Raw genomic sequence first — 24,865 nt, 5'->3', positions numbered from 1 at the left:
CGCCCCGAACGGGTGTGCGGCGACCGCTCGCGCGTCACGTAGAGTATCCGCACAATGCACCGAACCCGACGGCGCGCACGCCACACGACCGCGCTTAGCGCCGCCCTCATGGTGCCCGCCATGCTCGGCCTCGCGGCGTGCACCCCCGCCGCAGATGCCGCGCTCGCACCGGCATCCGTCGTCGACACGGTCCCCATCTACGCCGACGTGATGGTCACCGCCGACGTGCCCTACCCCGCCGGCGATGGCGGCACGCAACTCCTCGACGTCTGTCACCTTGCGGATGTCACCGCCAGCACGATCAACAACGGCCCCCGCCGTGCGCTCGTGCTCGTGCACGGCGGCAGCTGGCGTGAGGGCGACAAAGCCTCGACCTGGTGGCGCAGCACCTGCGAATGGCTCGCATCGGAGGGCTTCGTCGTCTTCAACCTGAACTACCGGCTCGCGCCGCAGCATCCATACCCCGCCGCCATCAGTGATGTGCGCGCCGCCGTCGAGTGGGTGCGGCAGCCCGCACAGGTCGCGGCCTACGGCTACGACCCGGCACTCATCGGCGCCGTCGGCGGCTCAGCCGGCGGCAACCTCGTGTCGCTGCTCGGCACCGCGGGCGAAGGGCCATGGGACATCGGATCGCGCGTCGCCGCCGTCGTCGAGCTCAGTGCCCCCACCGACCTGACCCGCGACGGCCTCGACCTGGGCGCGCTGCCTGAGGGCTTCGACCGCATCCAGCTCGAATACCTCGGATGCTCGAGCTACCGTTCCTGCGCCGTCGCTGCCGAGGCCTCACCCCAGTCACACGCCGACCAGACGGACCCGCCCTTCTTCATCGCCCACTCGGTCGACGAGTACATCCCGATCGGGCACGCACACTCGCTCGCGGATGCGCTCACCGAGGCGGGCGCGCCCGTCACGCTCGTCGAGGTACCGGGCATCGCCCACTCGATCGCACTGCTCGGCACGAGCGAAGCGACGCCCCTGCGGGAGGAGATCGTCGAATTCCTGCGCGACGAGCTCCCCTGATCCGCAAGATCTCCAGAAGCGCAGATCATGCGTGTACCTTCCGGAGTTCTGAACGCTACGGGGTGGGGACTTCTCTCGTGTCGCCCTCCGCGACCAGCTTCGCGTCGGCACGCTTCTGCTCGCGGCGCTCCTTCGCCCCCTCGACGAGGTAGTAGAGCGACGGCAGCACGACGAGCGTGAGCACCGTCGACGAGACGAGCCCGCCGATCACGACGATCGCGAGCGGCTGCGAGATGAAGCCGCCGTGACCAGTGAGGCCGATGCCGAGCGGGAGCAGGGCGAAGATCGTCGCGAGCGCCGTCATGAGGATCGGGCGGAGTCGTCGGCTCGATCCCTTCACGACCGCGTCGTAGGCCGTCATGCCCTTGGCCCGGTACTGGTTGACGAGGTCGACCAACACGATCGCGTTCGTGACGACGATGCCGATGAGCATGAGCACGCCGATGAGCGACGGCACGCCGAGCGGGATGCCCGTCACGACCTGCAGCGCGATCGCGCCCGTTGCTGCGAACGGCACCGACACGAGCAGCAGCAGCGGCTGCCGCATGCTCTTGAAGGTCGCCACCATGACGACGTAGACGATCAGGATGGCGACGAGCAGCGCGATGCCGAGCTGCCGGAAGGCGTCGCTCTGCTGCGCCGTGACACCGCCGAGTTCCGCCTCCGCGCCGGCGGGCAGGTCGAGCGCGTCGATCGCCGCCTGGATCTCGGCCGAGGCGGTTCCCACGTCATCGCCGTTGGGCGTGACGCTCACCGTCGCGGAGCGGACCCCCTTGATGGTCGTGACGCTCGCCGGCCCGTCGACCTCCTCGACGGAGGCGATCGAGTCGAGGCGCACGAGGCCATCCGCACTCGGGATGCGGAACGCCCGCAGCTCGGCCAGCGTCTCGGGCGCCGTCTCGTTCTCGATGTAGATCGAGAGTGACTTGTCGTCGATCACGACCGTGCCGACGGAACGGGGCAGCATCGCCTGGGACACGATCCCGCCCACCGCGATCTCGCTGAGGCCGATCGCGGCGGCCGCCTCACGGTCAACGATGACGCCGATGTAGGGCTGGGAGACGGACAGGTTGCTGCTGGCCTCAGCCGTGACATCCAGGCTGCGCACCTCCTCGAGCACGGCCTGGGCCGCCTCCTCGAGCGCGGCTCGGCCGGGCGCCTCGATGTCGATGTCGATATCGGTCGATGCGAAGCCCGAGCCGGCCGTCGCCAGCGAAACCTCGCCGACCTCGTCGAGTTCCGCGATGGCCGCCCGCACGTCGGACTGCACGCGCTCCTGGTCGGCATCCGGATCGGTCGTGATGGAGAAGGTCGCGTCGCCGCCCCCACCGAAGGCCCCGAGGATCGAGCCGCCGGAGGAGCCGAGCGAGAGCTGCACCGTCTCGACGCCGTCGACGCCGCGAAGGGCTTCCTCCACCGCGCCGGCCGCCTCATCCTGTGCCTCCAGGCTCGAGCCGAGCGGGAGGGTCTGCGTCACCGTGAGGGTGTTCTGGCCGCTGTCGCCGATGAAGTTGGTCTTCATGAACGGCAGCATCGCGACCGTGAGCAGCAGCACGAGCACGGCGGCACCGATCGTGATCGCGGGGCGCTTGAGCGTGTAGTGGATGACCGGAAGGTAGGCCTTCTGCAGTCGTGAGGGCTTCTCGCGCTCCTCGGCGTCCGCGGCCGCTGCCTCGCGCCGGGCGCGACGCGACGGCACGGGAGTGCCCGGGTTGAGGGCCTGGAGCGCCGCCGTGCTGGTGTCGACGTACTCGACGGCGGGCGGGGCATCCGTCGGCGCAGCATCCGCCGATGCAACGCCCGACTTCGCCGCCTTCTTGCGCTCCTTGCGCTCGCGGCGGGCCGCCTCACTCTCGTTGCCGAGGAACCAGTACGCGAGCACCGGCACGATCGTGAGCGAGACGAAGAGCGACGCGGCGAGCGCGATCGTCACCGTGAGGGCGAAGGGCCGGAACAACTCACCCGTGATGTCGCCGACGAGTGCCAGCGGCAGGAACACCGCAACGGTCGTCACCGTCGCTGAGGTCACCGCGACGGCGACCTCCTTGACGGCCGTCTGGATCGCCTCGAGCTTGCCCTCGCCGAGGCCGATGTGCCGCTTGATGTTCTCGATCACGACGATCGAGTCGTCGACGACGCGACCGATCGAGATCGTGAGGGCTCCGAGGGTGATGATGTTGAGCGTGTAGCCCGAGGCCTGCATGCCGATGAAAGTGATGAGCACGGATGCCGGGATCGAGATCGCGGTGACGAGGGTCGACCTGATCGACATCAGGAAGACGAGGATCACGATCACGGCGAAGATGAGGCCGAGCAGGCCCTCGGTCGTGAGGCTCTCGATCGACTGCTGGATGAACGGCGCCTGGTCGAAGACGACCGTGAACTCGGTGCCCTCGCCGATCGCCGCCTCGAGCTCGGGAATGGCCTCCTGCACGGCCTCCGAGACCGCAACGGTGTTGCCCGCGGGCGTCTTCGTGACGGCGATCGTGAGCGCCGGTTCGCCATTGACGCGCGAGATGCCCTCGACGGGATTGTCGGTGATCGCGACATCCGCGACGTCGGCGATCGTGAGGGGTGCGCCGGCGGGGTCGAGCACTCCGGAGAGAGGGAGCGCGGAGATCTGGTCGACCGAGTTGATGCGGGAGCCGGCCTGCACCGAGAGTGTCGACTCGCCCTCCGTGATCTCACCCGCAGGCAGGAGCGTGCCATTGGCCTCGAGCGCATCCGTGATGTCAGCGTTGCTGGCGCCGGCCGCGGCGAGCGCCGCCGGGTCGGGGGTGATGGTGACGCGCTGGCCGACCGTGCCGAGCAGGCTCGCCTCGCGCACGCCCTCCAAGGCCTGGATGTCGGTCAAGGTCGAGGCCTCGAGCGCGACGCTGAGGTCGCGCACATCCAGGTCACTCGTCACGGCGATCTGGATGACGGGCAGGTCGTCGACCGAACCAGAGATGACCTGCGGATCGATGTCTTCTGGCAGGGTCGAGGAAATGCGGTTGATTGCCTGCGTGACCTTCTGCTCCGCCGTCGCCAGGTCGGTGCCGTATTCGAAGGATGCCGAGATGATCGAGATGTTGGTGCGGGATGTCGCGGTCGTGCCCTCAAGGCCCGCGACCCCCTGGATCGCAATCTCGATTGGGGTGCTGACGTCTTCGTTCACGACCTCGGGCGCCGCGCCGGGGTAGGCGGTGATGACGGCGAGCTGCGGGAAGGAGATCGACGGGATCAGTTCCTGCTTGAGGCTCGTCAGCGAGATCGTGCCAAAAATGCCCACCACAATCGTGACGAGGGCGATCAGGGCCCGATTACGCAGGCTGAAGACGGAAAGCAGGTGCACGGGCACTCTCCCTGGGTGGCGACGGACGTTCAGTATTTCAGGTCTGCGCCGCCACTCGCTGACATGTGCGCACAATGGGGTGTGCCTTTCAGAATCAGCATGCTCCGCCGCGTGCTCCAGCTCGCTGTGGGGCTGCTGCTCTTCGGGCTTAGCCTCTCCCTCATGCTGCGCGCCGCCGTGGGCGTGCCGCCCTGGGACGTCTTCACGCAGGGCCTAGTGAACGTCTTCGGCCTCCCGTTCGGGGTGTTCACGGTCATCATCAGCGTCGCGCTCCTCCTCCTGTGGATTCCGCTTCGCCAGAGGCCGGGCATCGGCACGGTCGCCAATGCACTGCTCGTCGGGCCGTTCATCGAGCTGGGCCTGTGGCTGTTTCCCTCACCCGACGAACTGTGGGTGCGCGTCGTGTACTTCGCCGTGGGGCTCGTGCTCAACGGATTCGCCACGGGCCTCTACGTTGGCGCGCGCTTCGGACCCGGCCCCCGCGACGGGCTCATGACGGGCCTGCACCGTGTCACGGGCCGGCCCATCTGGATGGTCCGCACGGGCATCGAGGCGGTCGTGCTGGCGATCGGGTGGATGCTGGGGGGCAACGTCGGCGTCGGGACCCTCGCCTTCGCCCTCCTCATCGGGCCACTCGTCGGCTTCTTCATGCCGAAGCTACTCGTGCCGGGCGGGCCGCTGCCGACGCCGACCGTCGAGGATGACCCGACCGGCCCGCGCGCCCGCTGAGCGCTCCCCGTGGGTTGAGCAGGGAGCGCCAGCGAACGTATCGATACGCTGCGCTACTCAACCCGTCCTCTTCGAGCGCTGCGCTGCTCATCCCGCCTATACGACGACGGAGAGCTCGTCCACTGGGGCGGGCACGTCGTGCGCGAGCGAGCGCCACGCGCGGTCGAGCGCGTCGACCGCAGCATCCATCTCCTCTGGCGTGTAGCCGAAGGGGATGCGCAGGTGCCGCTCGAAGGCACCGTCGATCCCAAAGCGCGGGCCCGCCGTGATGAGCAGGCCCTCCGCGCGGGCGGCAAGTGTCAGTTGGGAACTGACTGGGGCTCCAAGGTTGACCCACGTGGTCAGCCCGCCCGCGACATCCGGAACGGACCACTGCGGGAACCGCGCCCGCAGTAACCCCACGAGATGGTCACGGCCCGTGCGGAGCTGGCGCCGCCGCGTCTCGATGATGCGATCGTGATCGGCCAGCAGGTGCAGCACGACCAGCTGCTCGATGATTGGCGTTCCGAGGTCGCCGGCGTGCCGGTTGCGGAACAGTCGTTGGATGAGCGGGGCCTCAGCTCGGATCCAGCCGATGCGGATGCCACCCCAGACCGTCTTGCCGACCGAACCGACCGTGATCGCCTCACCGAAGGCCGCAAACGGGGCGACGGGTTCGATGTCGTCGATCACGAGCTCGGCCATCGTCTCGTCGATGAGCAACTGCGTGCCATGCTGCGCGGCAAGGCGGGCGACCCGCTCCCGCTGCTCCGGCGGCATCGTGCGGCCCGTCGGGTTGTGGAAGTCCGGCATCAGGTAGCCCATCGCCGGGCTGCTGCGGCGGATCGCCTGCTCGAGGGCGGGTTCGTCCCATCCGTCCTCCACAGTGACGCTCACCGGCAGGATTCGCGCCCCCGCACCGCGCATTGCCTCGAAGGCGTGCGGGTACGTGGGAACCTCGATGACCGCGCTGTCGCCCCGCCCGATCAGGGTGCGGGCCAGCAGGGCAATCGCATGCTGCGCCCCGATCGTCACCATGATCTGCTCGGCGGATGTCGCGAGCCCGCGCCTGCGGTACTGCTCGGCAATCGCCTCCCGCAGTGGCGGGATGCCGATGAGGTCGTAGCCGTGCTCGCCGAGGTAGCGGGGCAGGTCTTCGATCGCGTGGGACGCGGCATCCGCGATCCCGGAGATCGCCGGCATGGCCGCCTTGGTGAAATCGAAGAGCGCGCTTTCGCCCTGCTCCGACATGAGCGGGCCGCGCCCGGGGAGGCGCGCAATGCTGCCCGAGCCCCGCACGCTCTCGAGGTAGCCCGCCTCGCGCACCTCGGAGTACGCCGCTGTCACGGTCGTGCGGCTGATGCCGAGGTGCTGTGCCAGGTCGCGCTCGGCAGGCAGGCGGGTGCCCGAGACGACGCGGCCATCGAGCATGAGCAGGCGGATGCGGTCGGCGAGCGAGGCATACGCTGGCATGCTCGAAGAGCGCCAATCGCCGAGAAGCGAGGCCAAAGCTCGGGCTGTAAGGGAAGCCATGAGGCCACACTACTCATATTGGCCTCTTGAGTTAAGGCCACTCAGCCAATTGGATACCGGTATGACTCGCCGCATTGTCCAGCTGCTCCTCGGCCTCTTCTTCTACGGCATCGCCATCGCGATGATGCTGCGGGCCGGCCTCGGGGCGACGCCGTGGGACGTGCTCTCGCAGGGCACCTCCGGCCAGACGGGCATCCAATTCGGCCTCGTGACGGTGCTCATCTCGGGCGTCGTGCTCCTGCTCTGGATCCCGATCCGCCAGAAGCCCGGCATCGGCACCGTGCTCAACGCCGTGCTCGTCGGCCCCTCCGCCGACCTCGGCCTGCTCATGATTGCGACGCCCGAGCAGCTGTGGGCGCAGGTGCTCCTCTTCGCGGGCGGCCTGTGCCTCCTCGCCCTGGCTACCGGCCTCTACATCGGGGCCCGCTTCGGCCCCGGCCCGCGCGACGGACTCATGACCGGCATTCACGCCCGCACCGGATGGCCCATCTGGGCGGTGCGCACGGGACTCGAGGGCAGCGTGCTCCTCATCGGCTGGCTGCTCGGCGGCGTCGTCGGCTTCGGCACGCTCGCCTTCGCCCTCCTCATCGGGCCCATGGTCGGCGTCACGATCCCGCTCCTCACGGCGCCGGAACGGCGAGCGGATGCCACGGGGCCCTCCTCCCCGCAACCTCACGCCGAGGCCCCCGTCGACACCGCCGGCATCCCGAACACTGCCGTGCTCGCTGAGCGCATCGCCGACGGCGCGGCGCCGGTCATCGACCCGACCCCGACCAGCCCGACACCGTTAGGAGCGCCGTCATGATCGCATCCGCCCTCACCCTTGCGCTGGCCCTCGCGGCGATCGCCGCCTGGAGCGCGATTGCGACCTTGGAGACGGTCGCGCGAGACGGCTACGGCCGCCTGCCGAATCTCGCGGTCGTGTACTCCCCGCTGCCGTAGCTTCCTCGATTCTCGCGGCTCCCCCACTCCCGCACTCCCCCACTCCCCCACTCCCCCACTCCCCCGCTCCCCCACTCCCCTCCGCGAGTGGCCAAACATTCGGTCACCCACGGAGGGGAAGGCAAAAGTTTGGCCACTCACGCAGGGCGGGTATCTCGTGCCTCGTGCCTTCTCTTGTGAGTGGCCAAAGTTTCGCCCACCGAGCGCGCGGAAGCCGAAAGTTTGGCCACTCGCCAAGCCCGCGTCATTCGCGCAGGCGGCCACTGATCATGTCGACGCCCCTCCACAGGGCGAGCGCTCAGCACGCCTCCACGGAAGCGTCGGTCAGACACGGTGCGGGCGCGAAGATCCGCTCAGACTCTCTGGATGCCTCGACCCGTCCCGCTGCCCTCGCGGCTCGTTGGCCAGGCGTTCACACCGAGCGACCAACGCGCCGCGGGTCTGACTTACGCGAGATTGCACGGTTCCGACGTGCAGCGCCTGTTTTATGGGGTTCGCTCCGTCGCGCTCGACACGTCCACGACGCTCGGGCGATGCCAGGCTCTGTCACCGAGGCTGCGCGCTGGCGACTTCTTCAGCCACTCGACCGCCGCCGCCCTGCACGGGATTCCGCTCCCCCTGGTGCTGCAACGCGCACCTGGCCTCCACGTATCGACACGCGCACCCGGCAATCGCATCCGGACTACTGGCGTCGTCGGCCATCGCCCGAAGAGAAGCATCACGATATCGCGCCCCGGCGGTGTGCCCGCATCCGATCCGGTATCGACGTGGCTCGACCTCGCCACCGAGCTGACGATCGACGAACTCATCGCCGCCAGCGACTTCCTGGTCTCCGGTCGCGTCATCAAAGTTCCTGGACGCCGCAACGAGTGGATGCGGAACCCACCCCTCGCGACCATCGAGCAGCTGCGCGCGGCGTTCGATCACAATCCAGGCATCCGGGGCAGCCGTCTCCTGCGGGAGGCACTCTGCAACACCCGCGTCGGGGTCGATTCTCCGCGCGAGACGAAGTTGCGGATGCTACTTGTGCGGTCCGGTCTGCCAGAACCGGTCATCAACGGGGTCGTGAGGGATGCCACGGGCCGCAAGGTCGGAACGCCAGACCTCAAGTACGACCAAGCCAGGACGGTGCTCGAGTACGAAGGCGACGACCACCGTACCGACAAGCTGCGGTTTCGAAGCGATATCGCGCGTCGCGAGCGCTTCGAAGACGCAGGGTGGCGGGTCAAACGTGTGACGGCGGAGGATCTGGACGAGCGCCCATTCGAGTTCGTAGTCGGTGTGCACAGACTCCTGCGTGCGCGGGGGATGCAACTCCCACCACTCGGACCGGAAGCGCGCGCTGCCGCATTCGCGTGCCGAAACGCGCGCCCGTGATTGGTCGCCGGCTCGAGTGGCCAAAGTTTCGCCCACCGAGCGCGGGGAAGGTGAAACTTTGGCCACTCACCGGGCGTGCAGGCACCCAGGTACGACAACGGGTCACGGGAGGCGGGACGCGTATACCTCCATCGCGTCGCGCACGTAGGCCGCGCCATCTGGCCCGCCGTAGTTCGCGCCGAAGCGGGGATCGTCCACGTACATCTGCCCGAGCCCGCGGATCGCCTCCGCCGTGACCGGGCGCCCCTGCCAGCCGATCGCGATCCACTCGACCTGTCTCGCGGTGATCTCCTGCGCGACGTCGCCGTCGGCCGGCTCGCCTGCCGCGAGGGCTGAGGCGTAGTCGGCCTGGATCTGCTTCTGCCGTTGCATGAATGCCGACCTGTCGGCATCCGTCAGCGTCTTCCACCAGCGGTCGCCGGACGCATATGCCTCGGCCCCCCAGCGCTGTGAGACCTCCTCCTTGTATTGCGTGTGATCGAATCCGTCGAACATCTCGTCTGCCATGAGTGGCTCGCCTTCTCTCAGTTTCGTGATGGTCTTCTCGACTGCGGCGATCTGCCGGTCGAGGCGCTGCTGCTCGTCGCGCAGCAGCTGCAGGTGGGTCGCGAGGGCTGTGGGGGCGGATGTCTCGCGCTTGAGCACCTCGGCGATTGCGGGCAGCCCGAGGCCGAGTTCGCGCAGCAGCAGGATGCGCTGCAGGCGGGTGAGGGCGGCGGCGTCGTAGTAGCGGTAACCGTTGGTGCCGACGCGGCTCGGCGTGAGCAGCCCGATGTCTGCGTAGTGCCGCAAGGTGCGGCTGGTTGTGCCCGCGAGCGAGGCAACCTGCTGTATCGACCAATCCATGTCGACGACGCTAGAGCTTGACGCAACGTCAATGTCAAGAAACTCGTATTGCGCTCGGGGCAAACGCGATATAGCGTGAGTTTTGCAAACGCGATATAACTCGACTCGAGGAGACACCATGGCACGCGAGAAATGGATGCTGGAAGGCCCGAAGACCATCGACTTCGACAGCATCCACACCCTGAAGGTCGGCCTGATCGGTGGCCAGGTCGACATCGTGGCGCACGACGAGCCGGGCGCCCGTGTCGAGGTGCACTCCGTCTCCGGCAAGCCGCTCAAGGTCTCGCTCGACGAGGGCGTGCTTGAGATCGACCACCCACAGCTCGCCTGGGACAACTTCCTGCAAGTGTTCTCCTTCTTCAAGAACGAGGCGACCGCCGAGGTGAGCATCATGGTCCCCCGCTCGATCGCCCTCAAGTTCGGTGTGGTGACGGCGAGCGCCCTCATCAGCGGCCTCGACTTCAGCCGCAAGACGGGCCGGGACGCCGTCGCGCGCATCAGCACCGTTTCCGGCGAGGTCGTGATCGACCGCGTGATCGGCGAGCTCGACCTCAACTCGGTGTCCGGTGAGATCGCCGTGCGCGAGCACACCGGCGACATCTCGGCCAACACGGTCAGCGGCGAGCTCATGGCGAGCGGCAACATCTCCCGCGTCTCGCACGACAGCGTCTCGGGCGACGTCTTCCTCGACCTCGCGGGAACGCCAGACCGCGTCAAGGTCAACACCGTGTCGGGAGACGTGTCGATGCGGCTCGCGCCCGGCGTCGCGGCGTCGTACAAGATCTCCACGGCATCCGGTCGCGTGCAGCTCAACGACTCCAGCGTCTCGATCGTGCACGGTACCTACAACGGAAGCTTCGGCGAGCTCTCGGGCAAGTGGCTCGAGTTCAGCGTCAACTCGGTGACGGGCGACGTCACGGTCCATCACGCGGTGGCGGCACAGTGACCCCCGTCTTTGGCCACGGCCACTTGCGCCTCTACCTGCTGAGCCTGCTCTCGGAGCGACCCATGCACGGCTACGAACTCATGCAGGCGCTCAGCGATCGCTTCGGTGGCACCTACATCCCGAGCGCTGGCACGATCTACCCCCGCCTGTCGAAGCTCGGCGAGGAAGGACTCGTCAGCCGCGAGGCCGACGGCCGCAAGACCGTGTACTCGATCACGGATGCCGGCATCGCCGAACTCGCCGCCCGCCAGGCTGAACTCGACGAGATCGAGCGCGGCGTCACGACGACCGTGCGCAGCCTCGCCGACGAGGTGCGGGCCAGCGTCTCGGATGCCATGCGCACACTGCGCGCCGACCTCGCGGCGGTCGCGGGCGAGACCTCCGCGCCGGAGCGCAAGGCGCGCGAAGACACGGTGACGGATGCCCCGCCTCCCGCCACGCAGGACGCGACCGTCGACGAGCCCGAGCCGCAAGCCGAGGCCATGCCCGATCGCGAGTCGGACGCCGAGCCCGACGCCCGCGCCTTCAGCCGGCGCGAAATGGCCAGGGTCGAGCAGGTGCTCGCCGACTTCAGGAACGAATTGCGAGTGGAGCTGCGGTCCCGTGCGGGCCGGGACATCCTGCCGAGGGGAACCGCTGCCCGCCTCGAAGCCGAACTTAGCGAGGTCCGCGCGCGGATCCTCGGGTGAGGCGACACCCAGTGCTAGCCAGCGAAGTCGACGGGGATCAACACGTCCTGCACACGGTCGCCCAGCGCCGTGTGATCGTTGCGGGTCGTGACGGCGCAGTCGTCCACCCGGCAGTCGACGCCCTCTCCGACGGGTGACGGCACCTCGAGGTAGGCGGTGAAGGTGCCGCTCTCGCGGTCGTCGTAGCCCCGGGCTCCGAAGAGTCGCCACGCCCAGTCGTCGTTGATCCAGTTGCTGGGGGCGAACTGCACGCTGCCCTCGACCTGTTCCTCCCCCTCCGTGGAGGGAACACCACCGAGGCACGGTCCCGGCTTCTCGCCGGCATCCGGAATCCTGCAGATCGCCACATAGATGCCGTGGCCCGCGTCGAACCCCGAGCCACTCACGACGAGCCGGTCGCCCTCGCGCAGTGCGGAGGTGGCGAGGTCGCCGCCGGGCTCGGCGGGGTGGAGGTCGATCGTGCGGGTGCGGCCGTCGTCACCGACCGCCGTGGCATCCAGCGGCCACTCCTCCTCGCTCTCGACGAGGTGCGAGCCGCCCTGGTCCTGGTGGGTGAGCACCGGCACGAGCAGCACGGCGATGAAGGCGAGCGCGAGCACGACGACGCCGAGCACCGCCCACAACCAGACCTTGCGCGTGTTCCCCACGCCCGAATCCTATGGCTCGCTGGGAGTGTGCGCCCGCTGGGAGCGAAGTCGACTGCCGCGTGGCACGGTTTCGGCAGCGTGAGCGACGAAAGGAAGCAACGATGCGACACCTCTCTCTCGCCGGTGCGGCACTCCTCGCTGTGCTGCTGGCCGGCTGCACCTCCACGGTCGGCCCGGAGGAGTCTCCCCAGAATGATGACTCGACGCCGCCGGCCTCGGCGCCGGCCGAGCTCGACTGCTCGGGGCTCACGACCGAGCACCTGCAGGACGTCTTCGGCGTCGAGCTGCGCGGACCCGACGAGGAGTCGGACAGCTCCGACGACGACGGCGTCGAGCGCACGGTGCACGGATGCGACTGGGAGTCCGTTGACGGCAAGCTCGACATCGACTTCGACTACTCGGCCGCAGCGGACTTCGCGGGCGGAACGGTCGAGTGCGTCGAGCCGTCGGGTGCCGGCGACACCGTCACAGCAGTCGACGACATCGGCGAACAGGCGTGGTGGGTCACGGATGACGACAACGATGTGAGCGGCGAGCTGCGCGTGTGCACGGGCGATGCCCTGGCAGAGCTCGACGTCGATGCGGATGACAACACCACGATGACGCGCGACGAGTTGCGCGACATGGCGGTGGAGGCGCTGCGCGCCGTCGTTGCCTGAGTGGGGCGGCGGTCACGCCCGTGACATCACGGGCAGGCCCCGGCCGGAGCGTGCCTGAGATCGGGGAGATACACGTTCCCGCGGGTCTTGGAGGTGCACTTGCCCGATCTCAGCAGCGGGCGCGGAGGCGTCAGGACTCAGCGAGTTGGCGCATGACCTGGCGCGCGATCGTGCGGCCTGCACGGTTCGCCCCGATCGTCGAGGCCTGCGGGCCGTAGCCGGCGAAGAAGATGCGCGGGTCCTTCCACGAGGAGCCGTTGCCGACCGTGACGCCGCCCTCCTTCTCCCGAAGCTTGAGCGGCGCGAGGTGGCGAAGTTCGGGGCGGAAGCCTGTCGCCCAGAGGATCACATCGGCCTCGACGAAGTCGCCGTCGTCCCAGCGCACGCCGCCGGGCTCGATGCTTGAGAACATGGGCTTGGGAACCAGCAGCCCGCGATCGATCGCGGACTGGATGCGACGCGTGCGGGGCACACCCGTGCCGCTCACGACACTCGGCAAGGCGCGACCTTCGCGAGCCGCGGCATCCTGCACCGCGACGGCGTGCCGCCTGTCCTCCAGGTTGAGTTCACCCTCCTCGCGGAACTCAAGCCCGCGCCGGCTGACCCAGGTGAGGGCGGATGCCACGTGCTCGAGCTCCAGCATGAAGCCGATCGCCGACGTGCCGCCGCCGACCACGACGACCCGTTTGCCAGCGAAGTCCGCCGCCGCGCGGTAGGTGGTCGTGTCGACCTGTTCGCCTGCGAAGGAGTCGCGGCCGGGATACCACGGACGGAACGGCGAACCCCAGGTGCCGGTCGCGTTGACGAGCACCTGCGTCTCGACCTCGTGCGGCCCCGCGGCATCCGTGTATTCGACGACGAGGTCGATGCCACGGTTGAACACCCGGCGCACGGTCGCGGGTCGCACGACCTGCAGCTCGTAGTGCTGCTCGTAGACCGCGTAGTACTCGGCGACGACCTCGCGGGCTGGTCGCTGCCGATCGGCGGTCTCGAAGCTGAGGCCGAGCTCGTCGAGCCCGGGCAGGTCGTTGATGCGGTGGGCGGTGCCGATCTTGAGGGCTTCCCACCGGTCCTGCCAGGCGCCACCCGTGCCGGGCCCGCGGTCGAGCACGACGAATCCGGGGCCGACCTCCAGGCCGAGGCGCTGCAGGTAGTACGACACCGAGAGGCCCGCCTGACCGGCGCCGACGACGACAACGGAGGTTCGGGAGGGCACGGCGGTCACGCGGCAAGGCTATCGGCTGAGCCTGTGCGCGCGCTTGTCACAGGCTGCACGGCTCTTGCCCCGGCGCATCCTGCTCTTCCCACGTGCGGCTACCGCGCCAGGTATCGCATGGCGGCGATCACACGGCGATGGTCGTCGGGCGCCACGCGAGGATGCCCGCGCCGAGGTACACAAGCACGACAAGCACGTAGAGCGCCATCGCGCCTCGAGCGTCTGCCTCCGTATCGATGAGGAGCAGTGTCGGCGCAAGGAGCACACCGAGCGCAGCGATCACGACGAGCGCGACTCGCAGCGACCGTACGGCAGGCGAGGGCCGCACGCCCCGTTGTTCCCCCATGCGGCCAGAATACTGGCGCGATGGTCGCTCACCTCGCCCGTCGAGCCCGCCGGGGGCCGGGCATCGGCATGCTAAACTCGGAACTTAGTTTTTGTAGTTCCTTGTTGGTCAATCCCGAGCATCAGTCACAGGCGTCGGGCTGGAATCGTAAGGGGGTCAAGCCCATGGGGCGCGGCCGTCAAAAAGCAAAGCACACCAAGGTCGCCCGGGAGTTGAAGTACTTCAGCCCGGAGACGAACTACGACGCGCTCGCACGCGAGCTGACCAGCGCCGAGAAGCAGGCGATCGACGAGGAGCGCCTCGAAGAAGACCTGCAGAAGTGGCCCGAGTTCGCGGGCGACGACACGGAGCGCCGCTCCTAGCGAGTCTGAGCGTGTAGGCCGGGGCCGGGCATTGTCCGAGCCCCGGCTTTCCGTATGCTCGCACGCTGCGGGGCCACTTAACCCGCCTAGTTGCTGAATGCACCCACGAGGCGCACGGCACCGCCGTCGACACCCTTCGCACCCTGTTCGAAGCCCTCGAAGTCGCGCGCCGCGGTCGAGACCTCGCCGGCGACCCACGACGGGATGCCCGCCGCGGTGATGAAGTCGATGACGGATGCTGCGGCATCCGCCTTCACGACGGCGAACATGCCCACACCCAGGTTCCAGGTGCCCTCGGTCTCGCCGAGGCTGAGCCCGCCGATCTCGGCGAGGGTGCGGAACACCGGCTGCGGCGACCACGAGGACCGGTCGACCTCAACCCACGCACCCTGCGGCAGCACGCGTGCGAGGTTCGCGGCGATACCGCCGCCCGTCACGTGGCTGAGCGCGTGCACCGCGCCGGGGTGGGCCGCGAGAAGTTCGACGAGCGGGCCCGTGTAGAGGCGGGTCGGCTCGAGCAGCACCTCACCGACCATGCCGCCGAGGTCATCCGAGTGGTCAGTGAAGCCCATGTCGGCGCTCGCGAGGATGTGGCGCACGAGCGAGTAGCCGTTGCTGTGGAAGCCGGACGACTCCATGCCGATCACGATGTCGCCGTGCTCGACACGCTGCGGGCCGAGCAGGTCCTCCGCCTCGACCGCGCCGACCGCGGCACCCGCGACGTCGTAGTCGTCGACGCCGAGGAGCCCCGGATGCTCGGCCGTCTCGCCGCCCACGAGCGCCGTACCCGTCGCGGCGCAGGCCTTCGCGACGCCCTCGACAATCGCCGCGATGCGGTGGGGGAACACCTTGCCGCACGCGATGTAGTCGGTCATGAACATGGGCTTTGCGCCCACGACGATGATGTCGTCGACGACCATGCCCACGAGGTCCTGCCCGATGGTGTCGTGCTTGTCGATGGCCTGCGCGATCGCGACCTTGGTGCCGACACCGTCGGTGCTCGTCGCGAGCAGGGGCTTCTTGTAGGCCGTGAGGAACGACACGTCGAAGAGCCCGGCGAAGCCGCCCACGCCCCCGATCACCTGGGGCCCGTGAGTGGCGGCGACGGCCGACTTCATGAGTTCGACCGCGAGGTCTCCGGCAGCGGTGTCGACGCCAGCGGCGGCGTAGCTGTCTGACATGGGACCCCTTTCAGGGCGTGACGAGGCGGTCGTGCGACATGGGAGAATAGACCCACCATCAACTCTACGGTCTGGAGTCTGCACCGAATGTGCGGCATTGTCGGCATCGTCTCGAATGAACCCGCGAACCAACTCGTCTACGACGCACTCCTCCTGCTGCAGCATCGCGGGCAGGACTCGACTGGCATCGTCACCGCCGACGGCGCCATGTTCCACATGCATAGGGCCAAGGGCCAGGTGCGGGAGGCGTTCCGCACCCGCGACATGCGGGCCCTCCTCGGCACGATGGGGCTCGGCCACGTGCGCTACGCCACCAAGGGCGAGGCGAGCAATGAGCAGGAGTCGCAGCCGTTCTACGTCAATGCGCCCTACGGCATCATGCTCGTGCACAACGGCAACCTCACCAACACGCGTGAGCTGACCGACGAGCTCTTCCGCATCGACCGGCGTCACCTCAACACGACCTCAGACACCGAGCTCCTCGTCAACGTGCTGGCGCACGAACTGCAGGAGCAGGTCAGCGGCGCAGATCTCGACCCCGACCAGCTCTTCAACGCTGTCAGCCGCGTGCACGAGAGGGTCGAGGGCTCCTACGCCGCGATCGCACTTGTCGCCGGGCACGGGCTGCTCGCATTCCGCGACCCCTTCGGCATCCGCCCGCTCGTGCTGGGGCGCCGCGCTGCCGGACTCGTCGGCACAGAGTGGGTCGTGGCATCCGAATCGCTCGTGCTCGAGAGCGGCGGCTACGAGATCGTGCGCGAAGTCGCTCCGGGGGAGGCGATCTTCATCGGCCTCGACGGCTCGATGACTTCGCGCCAGTGTGCACCCAACCCGCGCCTCGTGCCCTGCTCCTTCGAGTACGTCTACCTCGCGCGGCCCGACTCGATCATGAACGGCATCTCGGTCTACGAGGCCCGCCTTCGCATGGGCAACCGCCTTGCCGACACGATCGCGAAGCACACCCCAATGGGCGACATCGACGTCGTCATGCCGATTCCCGACTCTTCGCGCCCCGCAGCCATGCAGGTCGCCCAGAAGCTGGGCGTCGAATACCGCGAGGGCTTCTACAAGAACCGCTACGTTGGCCGCACCTTCATCATGCCGGGACAGGCGCAGCGCAAGAAGAGCGTCAAGCAGAAGCTCAACGCGATGGGCACGGAGTTCCGTGGCAAGAACATCCTGATCGTCGATGACTCGATCGTGCGCGGCACGACCTCGAAGGAGATCGTCGAGATGGCTCGCCAGGCGGGTGCCAACAAGGTGACCTTCACCTCTGCCGCGCCGCCCGTGCGCTACCCGCACGTCTACGGCATCAACATGCCGTCACGCCATGAGCTCGTTGCCCACGGCCGCAAGATCCCCGAAATCGGCATGGAGCTCGGCGCCGACAACCTCATCTACCAGGAGGTCGAAGACCTCCAGGCGGCAATCCTTGAGGGCTCGAATGTCACGTCCCTCGAAATGAGCTGCTTCACGGGTGAGTACGTGACCGGCACCGTCAGCGAGGAGTACCTGCGCTGGGTGGAGCAGACCCAGCTCAGTTAGCGCCGGGGGTGTCGCCTTCGTCGCGCACCGACTCGTGGTCCACCGTGACCGTGCGGGCGCGGCGGCGGGAGCGAGCATCGAGGATGAGGGCGACGAGCGCGCCGAGCACGAGCCCCGCCGGGATGAAGTACACGCACAGGTAGCCAAAGGTCGCCGCGAAACCCACGAGCGGGTCGACTGGGAACGCCGCCGTCGCCACGAGCGCCACGAGGAGACCGAGCAGCGCGCCCAGCAGCAGGAACACCGGCACCTTGGGGGCGCGGCGGATGCTGACCTGCTGTGCGTCGGCCGGGGGCTGGTTCATGTCGCTCATGCCTCCATTCTCCCGCATGCGACCCGGGAGGGACACAGGGAGGGCCCGACGACTCAGACCTCAGGCGCGGGCGGCGGGGTGTCGGCGAGCGCCTCGCGGTCCCACTTGATGGGCAGGAGGTCCGAGAGGTCGGCGCGGGCACCCGACGCGGAGACCCGGCCGGCCGCAAGCGCGTCAGCCCACGTGAGGCTGCCGATCGCGAGGGCGATCCAGGTTGCGGCATCCGTCTCAACCACATTGGGCGGCGTGCCCCGGGTGTGATTCGGGCCCTCGACGCACTGCACGGCCCCGTGCGGCGGGATGCGCACCTCGAGCGTGGTGCCCGGGGCGACATCGGCGAGCAGTTGCAGCAGGTAGCGCACCGCCATTGCCTCCACCTGGCGGTCGTCGGCGCCCGCGAGCACCTGACGCACGGCCGCCTCGCCGACCTGGGGAACGATCCTCGACTTGCCCATGCCCTCCACGCTACCCGCGCGCTGGCAGGATTGAGCTATGGATGTCGCCGCCAATCACCTCACGGCCGATCTGGAAGAGCGGCGGGGGCCCATGTGGAAGCGGGCCCTTGCCTGGCTCTGGGCGCTCGTGGAAGCCGCCTTCGGAATGGGCGCACACGGTCCCATGGATCTCGTCATCCGTCGCATCGACAACGGGCGCGAGGTCATGCGCACCGCTGCAGACTCGGGCTCGCCTGATTTCCTACTCGAGCAGGTGCGGGAGGACCTCGAAACGAAGACTGTCGACGAGTTCTTTGCGGAGTGGCGCCTCGAATGACGACCGCCTTGGCGAGACCTCTCACGCGACCGCTACTCTTGCAGACGTGAAGATCCTGGTCCTCGGTTCCGGTGCCCGCGAGCACGCCATCATTACCGCACTTCTCGCGGAAGAGGCGAGCCACGAGATCATCGCCGCCCCGGGAAACGCGGGCATCGCGGCCGAGGTTCCCGTCATCCACCTCGACCCCACGAACCCGACCGTCGTGACCGACTTCGCGGTCGACAACGACATCGAACTCGTGGTGATCGGGCCGGAGGCCCCCCTCGTCGAGGGCGTGGCCGACCGCATCCGCCGCTCGGGCATCCCCGTCTTCGGCCCCGGCAAGGCGGCTGCGCAGCTCGAGGGCAGCAAGACCTTTGCGAAACGGATCATGGAGGCCGCCGGCGTTCCGACCGGCCGCGCCACACGCGCCGGCACGCTCGATGAGGCGATCGCGGCAATGGACGAGTATGGCGCTCCCCACGTGATCAAGGCCGACGGACTCGCGGCGGGCAAGGGCGTGCTCGTCACTGGCGACCGCGACGCCGCCGTCGCCCACGCCGAGTTCTACCTCAAGCAGGGCAGCGTGCTGGTCGAGGAGTTCCTCGACGGACAGGAGGTCTCGCTCTTCCTGCTCTCCGACGGGCACAACGTGCTCCCGCTCTCCCCCGCCCAGGACTACAAGCGCCTCCTCGACGCGGATGCCGGGCCCAACACGGGCGGAATGGGCGCCTACTCGCCCCTCCCCTGGCTGCCCGACTCCTTCGTCGATGAGGTCATCGACACGATCGCCCTCCCAACCGTGCGCCAGCTCGCCGAGGAGCAGACGCCCTTCATTGGCCTCCTTTACTGCGGACTCATCGTGACGGAGCGCGGCATCCGGGTCATCGAGTTCAACGCGCGTTTCGGCGACCCCGAGACGCAGGTCGTGCTGCCGCGCCTCCTGACCCCGTTGAGCGGGCTGCTGCTCGCCGCAGCGGTGGGCGGCCTCGGCTCCCTGCCTCGCCCCGAGTTCTCGAGCGACGCGTGCGTCACGGTCGTGCTCGCAAGCGAGGGCTACCCGGAGACGCCCATCACGGGCCGTCCCGTCACGGGCATCGCGGATGCTCTCGCAATTGAGGGCGTGACGATCGCGCATGCTGCGACAGCAGCATCCGAGGGCGGCTTCGTCTCCTCGGGAGGGCGCGTGCTGAGCGTCGTCGCGCGGGGAGCGAACTTCGCCCAGGCGCGGGAGCGCGCGTACAGGGCCATGGGCACAATCCATCTGGACGGCGGACAGTTCCGCCACGACATCGCACAGGGGGTGGTTGGGCAATGACCTATACAGAACCACTGGCCAAACGGGGGTGGCACCTCGCCCACTCCGGCAAGGTGCGTGACCTCTATCGTTCCGAGGAGATGCCGGGCCGCATGCTGGTCGTCGCCTCCGACCGTGTGAGTGCCTTCGACCACGTGCTCGAGCCCGAGATCCCCGGCAAGGGTGAACTCCTGACTGCCCTGAGCCTCTTCTGGTTCGAGGAACTCGCCGACGTTCCCAACCATCTCGCGACGGGCGACATCCCCGAGGCGGTCTCGCACCGGGCAATGTTCGTGCAGGAGCTCGAGATGTTCCCGGTCGAGTGCGTCGTCCGCGGTTACCTCACCGGCAGCGGCTGGAAGGAATACCAGCAGAAGCAGACCGTGTGCGGCATCCCTCTGCCGTCCGGCCTCTCCGACGGTGACCGCCTGCCGGAGCCGATCTACACGCCCGCCTTCAAAGCAGCAGCTGGCGAGCACGATGAGAACATCACCTTCGAGCAGTCAGCCGCCCTCGTCGGCGATTCCACCGCCGCTGCCCTCCGCGACCTCTCACTCTCGATCTTCACGCGTGCGGCGACCTATGCCCTTTCGCGTGGTGTCATCCTCGCCGACACGAAGTTCGAGTTCGGCATCGACTCGCACGGCGTCATCACCCTCGCCGACGAGGTGCTCACGTCTGACAGCAGCCGGTACTGGGACGCCGAGCGCTATGCCGCCGGCGACCGCGCATCAAGCTTCGACAAGCAGATCGTGCGCGACTGGCTCAGCGCCAACTGGGCAGGAGAGGGCGCTCCGCCCGAGTTGCCGCAGGAGATCGTCGAGCGCACCTCCGCCCGCTACCGCGAGCTCATCGAAAGGCTGACCGCATGACCCAGATCGACTTCGATGAGATTGAGATCCGCGAGCTGCCCTACGAGCACGCCGACTCGACCATGCTGCACTCGGCCCAGCGAGCCGAGATCTCGGCCGCCTACGGCAACGTGGACTCCGACCCGAGCGAGCCGACGACCTCGGAGAACGTGACGGCGTTCGTCGTCGCCTACACCGATGGCATGCCTGCGGGATGCGGCGGCCTCCGTGCCGTGGCCGACGACGAGTTCGAGGTCAAGCGCATGTATGTCACGCCCGCCCACCGCGGCACCGGGGTCTCGACGGCGGTGCTCGCGGCACTTGAGGGGATCGCCCGCGATCGTGGCGTTCGCCGCCTCGTATTGGAGACGGGCGACCGGCTGCCTGCTGCCATCCGCTTCTATGAGCGCGAAGGCTATAGCCGCATCGAGAACTTCGGTCCCTACGCGGGTGTCGTGACGAGCGTCTGCTACGCCAAGCAACTCTGACCCTCCGGTTCAGTGAGCGAGCGGGCCGAACGCGAAGAGGCCCTTCGGGTCCCAGCGACGCCGCACCTCCCGCAGTCTCTCGGCGGTCGCGGCCGGCCACGCCCTGCCGTAGTCCTCGACGTTCTGGGGGTTGCCGACGAAGTTGATCGTCGTCTCCGCTGAGGTCCACGGCTGCACGGCCTCCCTCAGCGCGCCCATGAACTGGGGAAGCACGGTCTCGAAGAGCGAAGGGTCTGGCGCACCGACCGCCGTCAGCGCGTGGAGGGCCGTGCGGCCGCCGACCGCTGAGCCCTCTGGCACATCCCGCGCCGTCGCGCCGCCCAGGTGCCGCACCTCAACCGCGATGAGCGGTGCCTGGGAACCCGGGCCCACGAGTGCGAGCAGGGTCGAGACGAAGTCGTCATCGATCTCGTCGAGGAGGAGGCCGTCACTCCAGGCGGGCATCGGTTCCTGAGGGTCGTCGTGGATGCGGCCGATCTGCGCGGCGGGCAACACCCCGAGCTCGCCCATGAGCGGCGTCGCCAGTGCAGCCAACGGAGCCGCAAATTTCTCGCCCTCCGCTCCGTCGCCCGGGTAGGCGAACCGCAGGGCCATGACGGTGCGGCCCCGCAGAGGCCGCGGCACGGCGTCGAGCGGAGGCATATTGACGATCGCAACCGAGGTCGTCACGGCCGCGGGCGCATTCCGCGCCCACGCCACCCAGCCGCGCAGGACCGTCGCGATGTCGGCAGCATCGAAGAACAGTGAGCCACCGTAGAGCGTCGCGAGTTCGACGAGGCTGAGCTCGACCGTGGTGACAATCCCGAGCCCGCCCTTGCCGCCGCGGAGCGCCCAGAAGAGTTCCTGGTTCTCGAGGGCACTTGCGTGGACAAGCTCGCCGGACGCCGTCACGACGTGCATGGCGCGCACGTGGTCCGAGCTGAAGCCGTGGCTGCGGGCGAGCGGTCCGAGGCCTCCCCCGAGCAGATAGCCGACGACGCCCACAGTGGGGGCGGCACCCGGCACGGTGGACAGGCCAAGGGATGCGGCCGCCTGCTGCACTTCGCCCCAGGTGACGCCCGCGCCGACGGTCGCGGTGTGGGCATCCGCTTCCACACTCACGCCTCTCAGCCTTCGGGTCGTGATGATCATGCCGTCCGTGACTGCGGAGTGGGAGCCGTGGCCGGTCGCGAGCATTCGCACGGGCAGGTCGTGCTGCGCCGCAAAGCGCACGGCGTTCACGACATCGTCAGGGTTGGCGGCGCCCACGACGATCTCGGGCGTGTGGGCGTAGGCGAGGTTCTGTCCCCTTGTCTCGATGCCGTAGTCGGCGTCGCCGGGGAGCAGCACGGGCCCTGCCAGTGATGTGGCGAGGGCGGCGACCTCATCCGGATCGAAGCGCGTGGGCATGGCGGGAGACTAGTTCCCCGCCGCCGTCTTGGATAGGGGGAATATGCGAGTGGTATGGTTGTTGCTACAACTATGACTGCCGACATCCTCGCCCCAGAAACCGCCATGGCCGCCGTGACCCTCAAGGTCGCCGACCTCGACCGCATGATCGCGTTCTACCGCGACGGCGTCGGCCTCGACCTCATCGCACAGGAAGGCTCGAGCGCCGTGCTCGGCCGCGGTGCGACATCCACCCTCGTACTCGAGGTCGCCCCAGAGCTCAAGCACGCACCCTCGAACTCGGCAGGGCTGTTCCACACCGCCTTCCTCTTCGCCGAGAAGAGCGACCTCGCATCATCGGTGTACTCCACGGCCCGCGCCTACCCGCAGAGCTTCACGGGCTCGAGTGACCACTTCGTGAGTGAAGCCTTCTACTTCGACGACCCCGAGGGCAATGGGGTGGAGCTCTACTGGGACCGCCCGCGCGACTCCTGGGAGTGGAGCAACGGCGAGGTCAAGATGGGCACCGTCTACCTCGACCCCAACCGCTTTCTACAAGAGAACCTGACGGAAGCCGGCCTCACCGCCGCGGCCGGCGGCATGACCTCCATCGGCCATGTGCACCTCAAGGTGGGCGACATCCAGACCGCCAAGCAGTTCTATGTCGACACGGTCGGCTTTGAGCTCACGATCGAATATGGCACGCAGGCACTCTTCGTCGCAGCCGGCGGCTACCACCACCACCTCGGCATGAACACCTGGCAGAGCGCCGGCGCAGGCACCCGCACGCCCGCACTCGGCCTGGGCCAGGTCGCGATCGAGGTGCCGAGCACCGACGAGCTCGGCGCCCTCGCCGAGCGACTCAGCGCCCGCGGCGTGCAGCAGGCCAACGACGGCCGCGTGCTGGAGTTCGACGACCCCTGGGCCAACCTCATCCGCGTCACGGTCGCGTCGTAGGCAGCGTTGCCGCCCGCCCGGCCTCCTCGAGCGGGCGGCAACGGCGGCCTAACCTCGTGCGAGCAGACGCCGTCTCCGCACGAGCATGCCCAAGCCGAGCACCAGAAGCAGCAGCCCCAGCGATGCCCAGGGACTCGGGTTCGAACCCGTTACCGGCAGGCCATCGACTACGGGCGAACCCGTCACCACAGCCCCAGGAGGTGCCGTCACGCTGAACTCGTACACGCTCACATCCCCCGTCGTCTGCCCGACGAACACCAGGTGGTGCGGCCCAGGCGAGAGCACCGGCATGAAGTTCCAGTACGAGGGGTCGACCCTGCCGCCGACGATCGCGTAGGTCCCGAGCCACTGCGCGGTGCTGTAGACGTACACATCGACGAAGCTGTCGAGCGGGTTCGACCACGACACATTCTTGCCGAGCACGCTGTCGACGCCTCCGGCCAGGGGATGCACGGGCCATCCGTTGGCCTCGATCTCATCGAATAGACCCTGCGTGTCGGCAGCCGGGGCGGGCACACGGGGAGCCAGCCCATTCACGACCAGCGCGAGCGGTGTCGACGTCGAGGCCAGGAAACGCGCCTCGCCAGGGGTGAACACGGCCGTGTAGACGTAGGTGCCCCCGGCCAGCGCGAAGGTGTTGATCTGGTACTTTCCGTCGCCGGCCGGGCCGGAACCGATCGAGACGCCATCCTGAAACAGCTCGATCGTGCCGATCGCCGTCGCCGGGCTCACCTCGCCGAAGATCGTGACGCTGCGGCCGGCCGGAACCGCCGCGGCCTGCCCATGGTCGATCGTCTGCGACGGCTCGAAGCTGCCGCCGGCGCCCGTGTCGAAAGTCACCGTGTAGGTGTTGACCGTCCAGCGTGCGTAGACCGTGATATCAGAGGTCACCGCGGCTGTCGCATCCCACACCGTCGAGCCGCCGGCCGTCGTCACCCATCCGCCGAAGGTGTGCCCGGTGCGAGTGGGCGCCACCGAGGGCACTGCCGCCGTGCCGCCATGAGCGATCGTCTGCGAAGGCACCGCACTGGCCCCCGTGCCTGTGGCGAACGACACCGTGTAGGTATTGAGCGTCCAGCGCGCGTACAAGGTCATCGCAGCCGTGACGGGGGTCGACGATGTCCACTCCGTGCCGCCCGAGACGGCCGTGAACCAGCCGGCGAACGTGTGATTCAACTTCGTCGGCGGGGTGGGGAGGACGAATGTCGAACCCTCCTCGACCGCGATCGCCGCGACGGCGCTTCCCCCCACCGAGTCGAAGGTGACCGGATGCTCCGGCGCCTGCCAGCGGGCATGCGACGTGCTGGTGCTCAGCGCCGTCGTGGTCGTGAGTTGGCTTCCGCCCGTCGCCGCCGACCACCAGCCCGCGAAGGTGAACCCCGCCCTGGTGGGTGCGGCAGGGACGGCCATGCCTGCCCGCCGAGAGCGTGGCGGCGAGGACCCGCACACTGCCAGGGCCGCCGGAGCCGCCCGCGTCATTGAAACTC

The 24,865-nt window shown here is 68.4% G+C and carries 26 protein-coding genes and 1 pseudogene; 15 read left to right on the top strand and 12 right to left on the bottom strand.

The window, feature by feature from the left end; all coding sequences use genetic code 11:
- Positions 1-54: 54 nt before the first annotated feature.
- Positions 55-1,020, top strand: a complete 966-nt coding sequence (locus tag FVA74_RS01960; RefSeq protein WP_147720119.1) for an alpha/beta hydrolase — start codon at positions 55-57, stop codon at positions 1,018-1,020.
- A gap of 55 nt (positions 1,021-1,075) precedes the next feature.
- Here FVA74_RS01960 and FVA74_RS01955 read toward each other — a convergent pair whose 3' ends face one another.
- A complete protein-coding gene (locus tag FVA74_RS01955) occupies positions 1,076-4,354 on the bottom strand; it encodes an efflux RND transporter permease subunit (protein ID WP_147720118.1) in 3,279 nt (1,092 codons plus the stop codon).
- Positions 4,355-4,453: 99 nt separating this feature from the next.
- Between FVA74_RS01955 and FVA74_RS01950 the strand changes: the two genes are divergently transcribed.
- On the top strand, positions 4,454-5,083 hold the full coding sequence (locus FVA74_RS01950; protein WP_147720117.1) for a YitT family protein: 630 nt from the start codon (positions 4,454-4,456) through the stop codon (positions 5,081-5,083).
- 96 nt (positions 5,084-5,179) lie between these two features.
- On the opposite strand, the gene FVA74_RS01945 is transcribed toward FVA74_RS01950, so the two are convergent.
- On the bottom strand, positions 5,180-6,535 hold the full coding sequence (locus FVA74_RS01945; protein ID WP_240792274.1) for a PLP-dependent aminotransferase family protein: 1,356 nt from the start codon (positions 6,533-6,535) through the stop codon (positions 5,180-5,182).
- A 121-nt stretch (positions 6,536-6,656) separates the two neighbouring features.
- Between FVA74_RS01945 and FVA74_RS01940 the strand changes: the two genes are divergently transcribed.
- The 3 genes from FVA74_RS01940 (at position 6,657) to FVA74_RS01935 (ending at position 8,914) form a co-directional block, all read left to right on the top strand.
- Complete coding sequence (locus FVA74_RS01940) at positions 6,657-7,400, top strand: YitT family protein (RefSeq protein ID WP_370454475.1); 744 nt, start codon at positions 6,657-6,659, stop codon at positions 7,398-7,400.
- Positions 7,397-7,537 (top strand): hypothetical protein, encoded by a 141-nt coding sequence (locus tag FVA74_RS13500; RefSeq protein WP_168220017.1) that lies wholly within the window; start codon positions 7,397-7,399, stop codon positions 7,535-7,537. The genes FVA74_RS01940 and FVA74_RS13500 overlap by 4 nt, the downstream gene beginning before the upstream one ends.
- A 366-nt stretch (positions 7,538-7,903) precedes the next feature.
- A complete protein-coding gene (locus FVA74_RS01935; protein WP_147720115.1) occupies positions 7,904-8,914 on the top strand; it encodes a hypothetical protein in 1,011 nt (336 codons plus the stop codon).
- Between the two features lie 102 nt (positions 8,915-9,016).
- On the opposite strand, the gene FVA74_RS01930 is transcribed toward FVA74_RS01935, so the two are convergent.
- Positions 9,017-9,760, bottom strand: coding sequence for a MerR family transcriptional regulator (locus FVA74_RS01930; protein WP_147720114.1), 744 nt, complete (start codon positions 9,758-9,760; stop codon positions 9,017-9,019).
- A 118-nt stretch (positions 9,761-9,878) separates the two neighbouring features.
- On the opposite strand from FVA74_RS01930, the gene FVA74_RS01925 reads away from it, so the two are divergent.
- The gene (locus tag FVA74_RS01925; protein ID WP_147720113.1) at positions 9,879-10,706 is read left to right on the top strand and encodes a DUF4097 family beta strand repeat-containing protein; all 828 of its coding nucleotides are present in this window, start codon (positions 9,879-9,881) and stop codon (positions 10,704-10,706) included.
- Positions 10,703-11,395: a PadR family transcriptional regulator gene (locus tag FVA74_RS01920; RefSeq protein ID WP_147720112.1), complete on the top strand. Its 693-nt coding sequence runs from the start codon at positions 10,703-10,705 to the stop codon at positions 11,393-11,395. The genes FVA74_RS01925 and FVA74_RS01920 overlap by 4 nt, the downstream gene beginning before the upstream one ends.
- Before the next feature lie 14 nt (positions 11,396-11,409).
- On the opposite strand, the gene FVA74_RS01915 is transcribed toward FVA74_RS01920, so the two are convergent.
- Positions 11,410-12,042 (bottom strand): hypothetical protein, encoded by a 633-nt coding sequence (locus FVA74_RS01915; RefSeq protein WP_147720111.1) that lies wholly within the window; start codon positions 12,040-12,042, stop codon positions 11,410-11,412.
- Between the two features lie 101 nt (positions 12,043-12,143).
- On the opposite strand from FVA74_RS01915, the gene FVA74_RS01910 reads away from it, so the two are divergent.
- On the top strand, positions 12,144-12,701 hold the full coding sequence (locus FVA74_RS01910; RefSeq protein ID WP_147720110.1) for a hypothetical protein: 558 nt from the start codon (positions 12,144-12,146) through the stop codon (positions 12,699-12,701).
- A gap of 130 nt (positions 12,702-12,831) precedes the next feature.
- Here FVA74_RS01910 and FVA74_RS01905 read toward each other — a convergent pair whose 3' ends face one another.
- Together FVA74_RS01905 and FVA74_RS01900 are read right to left on the bottom strand one after the other, a co-directional pair.
- Positions 12,832-13,926, bottom strand: a complete 1,095-nt coding sequence (locus FVA74_RS01905) for an NAD(P)-binding domain-containing protein (RefSeq protein WP_147720109.1) — start codon at positions 13,924-13,926, stop codon at positions 12,832-12,834.
- 118 nt (positions 13,927-14,044) lie between these two features.
- Positions 14,045-14,263: a hypothetical protein gene (locus FVA74_RS01900; protein ID WP_147720108.1), complete on the bottom strand. Its 219-nt coding sequence runs from the start codon at positions 14,261-14,263 to the stop codon at positions 14,045-14,047.
- A 164-nt stretch (positions 14,264-14,427) separates the two neighbouring features.
- Here FVA74_RS01900 and FVA74_RS01895 point away from each other — a divergent pair, with 164 nt between their 5' ends.
- A complete protein-coding gene (locus tag FVA74_RS01895; protein ID WP_147720107.1) occupies positions 14,428-14,625 on the top strand; it encodes a DUF3073 domain-containing protein in 198 nt (65 codons plus the stop codon).
- Between the two features lie 86 nt (positions 14,626-14,711).
- Here the strand turns inward: FVA74_RS01895 and purM are convergent, their stop codons facing one another.
- A complete protein-coding gene (gene purM / locus FVA74_RS01890) occupies positions 14,712-15,806 on the bottom strand; it encodes a phosphoribosylformylglycinamidine cyclo-ligase (protein ID WP_147720106.1) in 1,095 nt (364 codons plus the stop codon).
- Positions 15,807-15,893: 87 nt separating this feature from the next.
- Here purM and purF point away from each other — a divergent pair, with 87 nt between their 5' ends.
- A complete protein-coding gene (gene purF, locus FVA74_RS01885) occupies positions 15,894-17,351 on the top strand; it encodes an amidophosphoribosyltransferase (RefSeq protein WP_147720105.1) in 1,458 nt (485 codons plus the stop codon).
- On the opposite strand, the gene FVA74_RS01880 is transcribed toward purF, so the two are convergent.
- Together FVA74_RS01880 and FVA74_RS01875 are read right to left on the bottom strand one after the other, a co-directional pair.
- The gene (locus tag FVA74_RS01880) at positions 17,344-17,664 is read right to left on the bottom strand and encodes a hypothetical protein (protein WP_240792273.1); all 321 of its coding nucleotides are present in this window, start codon (positions 17,662-17,664) and stop codon (positions 17,344-17,346) included. The two genes, purF and FVA74_RS01880, sit on opposite strands and share 8 nt — an antisense overlap.
- A 53-nt stretch (positions 17,665-17,717) precedes the next feature.
- Positions 17,718-18,119: a sterol carrier family protein gene (locus FVA74_RS01875; protein WP_147720104.1), complete on the bottom strand. Its 402-nt coding sequence runs from the start codon at positions 18,117-18,119 to the stop codon at positions 17,718-17,720.
- 37 nt (positions 18,120-18,156) lie between these two features.
- On the opposite strand from FVA74_RS01875, the gene FVA74_RS01870 reads away from it, so the two are divergent.
- Genes FVA74_RS01870 through FVA74_RS01855 form a run of 4 tightly spaced genes read left to right on the top strand, consistent with a single transcriptional unit; the run spans position 18,157 to position 21,053 of the window.
- Positions 18,157-18,435 carry a hypothetical protein gene (locus FVA74_RS01870; protein WP_147720103.1) on the top strand — a complete coding sequence of 93 codons (279 nt, stop codon included), beginning with the start codon at positions 18,157-18,159 and terminating at the stop codon, positions 18,433-18,435.
- A 46-nt stretch (positions 18,436-18,481) separates the two neighbouring features.
- Positions 18,482-19,735: a phosphoribosylamine--glycine ligase gene (gene purD / locus FVA74_RS01865; RefSeq protein ID WP_147720102.1), complete on the top strand. Its 1,254-nt coding sequence runs from the start codon at positions 18,482-18,484 to the stop codon at positions 19,733-19,735.
- Positions 19,732-20,586 carry a phosphoribosylaminoimidazolesuccinocarboxamide synthase gene (locus FVA74_RS01860; RefSeq protein WP_147720101.1) on the top strand — a complete coding sequence of 285 codons (855 nt, stop codon included), beginning with the start codon at positions 19,732-19,734 and terminating at the stop codon, positions 20,584-20,586. The genes purD and FVA74_RS01860 overlap by 4 nt, the downstream gene beginning before the upstream one ends.
- A complete protein-coding gene (locus FVA74_RS01855; protein ID WP_147720100.1) occupies positions 20,583-21,053 on the top strand; it encodes a GNAT family N-acetyltransferase in 471 nt (156 codons plus the stop codon). Before FVA74_RS01860 ends, FVA74_RS01855 begins: the two co-directional genes overlap by 4 nt.
- A gap of 9 nt (positions 21,054-21,062) precedes the next feature.
- On the opposite strand, the gene FVA74_RS01850 is transcribed toward FVA74_RS01855, so the two are convergent.
- Positions 21,063-22,442 carry an FAD-binding oxidoreductase gene (locus FVA74_RS01850; protein WP_147720099.1) on the bottom strand — a complete coding sequence of 460 codons (1,380 nt, stop codon included), beginning with the start codon at positions 22,440-22,442 and terminating at the stop codon, positions 21,063-21,065.
- A 72-nt stretch (positions 22,443-22,514) separates the two neighbouring features.
- Between FVA74_RS01850 and FVA74_RS01845 the strand changes: the two genes are divergently transcribed.
- Complete coding sequence (locus FVA74_RS01845; RefSeq protein ID WP_240792272.1) at positions 22,515-23,378, top strand: VOC family protein; 864 nt, start codon at positions 22,515-22,517, stop codon at positions 23,376-23,378.
- A 48-nt stretch (positions 23,379-23,426) separates the two neighbouring features.
- Here FVA74_RS01845 and FVA74_RS13715 read toward each other — a convergent pair whose 3' ends face one another.
- Together FVA74_RS13715 and FVA74_RS13875 are read right to left on the bottom strand one after the other, a co-directional pair.
- Positions 23,427-24,269, bottom strand: coding sequence for an Ig-like domain-containing protein (locus FVA74_RS13715; RefSeq protein ID WP_240792271.1), 843 nt, complete (start codon positions 24,267-24,269; stop codon positions 23,427-23,429).
- A gap of 15 nt (positions 24,270-24,284) precedes the next feature.
- Positions 24,285-24,788: pseudogene (locus tag FVA74_RS13875) on the bottom strand (InlB B-repeat-containing protein); the annotation flags it as partial.
- Between the last annotated feature and the right edge of the window lie 77 nt (positions 24,789-24,865).

The organism is Salinibacterium sp. dk2585, from assembly GCF_008001035.1.
Classification (GTDB): Bacteria; Actinomycetota; Actinomycetes; order Actinomycetales; family Microbacteriaceae; genus Homoserinimonas.
The sequence above is the reverse complement of the archived record's forward strand: the minus strand, read 5'-3'. Positions and strand labels throughout refer to the sequence as shown.

Coding starts and splice junctions, on each gene's coding strand:
- FVA74_RS01960 (WP_147720119.1), top strand. CDS start 55: ATGCACCGAACCCGACGGCGCGCACGCCACACGACCGCGCTTAGCGCC.
- FVA74_RS01950 (WP_147720117.1), top strand. CDS start 4,454: ATGCTCCGCCGCGTGCTCCAGCTCGCTGTGGGGCTGCTGCTCTTCGGG.
- FVA74_RS01945 (WP_240792274.1), bottom strand. CDS start 6,535: ATGCCAGCGTATGCCTCGCTCGCCGACCGCATCCGCCTGCTCATGCTC.
- FVA74_RS01940 (WP_370454475.1), top strand. CDS start 6,657: ATGACTCGCCGCATTGTCCAGCTGCTCCTCGGCCTCTTCTTCTACGGC.
- FVA74_RS13500 (WP_168220017.1), top strand. CDS start 7,397: ATGATCGCATCCGCCCTCACCCTTGCGCTGGCCCTCGCGGCGATCGCC.
- FVA74_RS01935 (WP_147720115.1), top strand. CDS start 7,904: ATGCCTCGACCCGTCCCGCTGCCCTCGCGGCTCGTTGGCCAGGCGTTC.
- FVA74_RS01930 (WP_147720114.1), bottom strand. CDS start 9,760: ATGGATTGGTCGATACAGCAGGTTGCCTCGCTCGCGGGCACAACCAGC.
- FVA74_RS01925 (WP_147720113.1), top strand. CDS start 9,879: ATGGCACGCGAGAAATGGATGCTGGAAGGCCCGAAGACCATCGACTTC.
- FVA74_RS01910 (WP_147720110.1), top strand. CDS start 12,144: ATGCGACACCTCTCTCTCGCCGGTGCGGCACTCCTCGCTGTGCTGCTG.
- FVA74_RS01900 (WP_147720108.1), bottom strand. CDS start 14,263: ATGGGGGAACAACGGGGCGTGCGGCCCTCGCCTGCCGTACGGTCGCTG.
- FVA74_RS01895 (WP_147720107.1), top strand. CDS start 14,428: ATGGGGCGCGGCCGTCAAAAAGCAAAGCACACCAAGGTCGCCCGGGAG.
- purM (WP_147720106.1), bottom strand. CDS start 15,806: ATGTCAGACAGCTACGCCGCCGCTGGCGTCGACACCGCTGCCGGAGAC.
- purF (WP_147720105.1), top strand. CDS start 15,894: ATGTGCGGCATTGTCGGCATCGTCTCGAATGAACCCGCGAACCAACTC.
- FVA74_RS01880 (WP_240792273.1), bottom strand. CDS start 17,664: ATGAGCGACATGAACCAGCCCCCGGCCGACGCACAGCAGGTCAGCATC.
- FVA74_RS01875 (WP_147720104.1), bottom strand. CDS start 18,119: ATGGGCAAGTCGAGGATCGTTCCCCAGGTCGGCGAGGCGGCCGTGCGT.
- FVA74_RS01870 (WP_147720103.1), top strand. CDS start 18,157: ATGGATGTCGCCGCCAATCACCTCACGGCCGATCTGGAAGAGCGGCGG.
- FVA74_RS01860 (WP_147720101.1), top strand. CDS start 19,732: ATGACCTATACAGAACCACTGGCCAAACGGGGGTGGCACCTCGCCCAC.
- FVA74_RS01855 (WP_147720100.1), top strand. CDS start 20,583: ATGACCCAGATCGACTTCGATGAGATTGAGATCCGCGAGCTGCCCTAC.
- FVA74_RS01850 (WP_147720099.1), bottom strand. CDS start 22,442: ATGCCCACGCGCTTCGATCCGGATGAGGTCGCCGCCCTCGCCACATCA.
- FVA74_RS01845 (WP_240792272.1), top strand. CDS start 22,515: ATGACTGCCGACATCCTCGCCCCAGAAACCGCCATGGCCGCCGTGACC.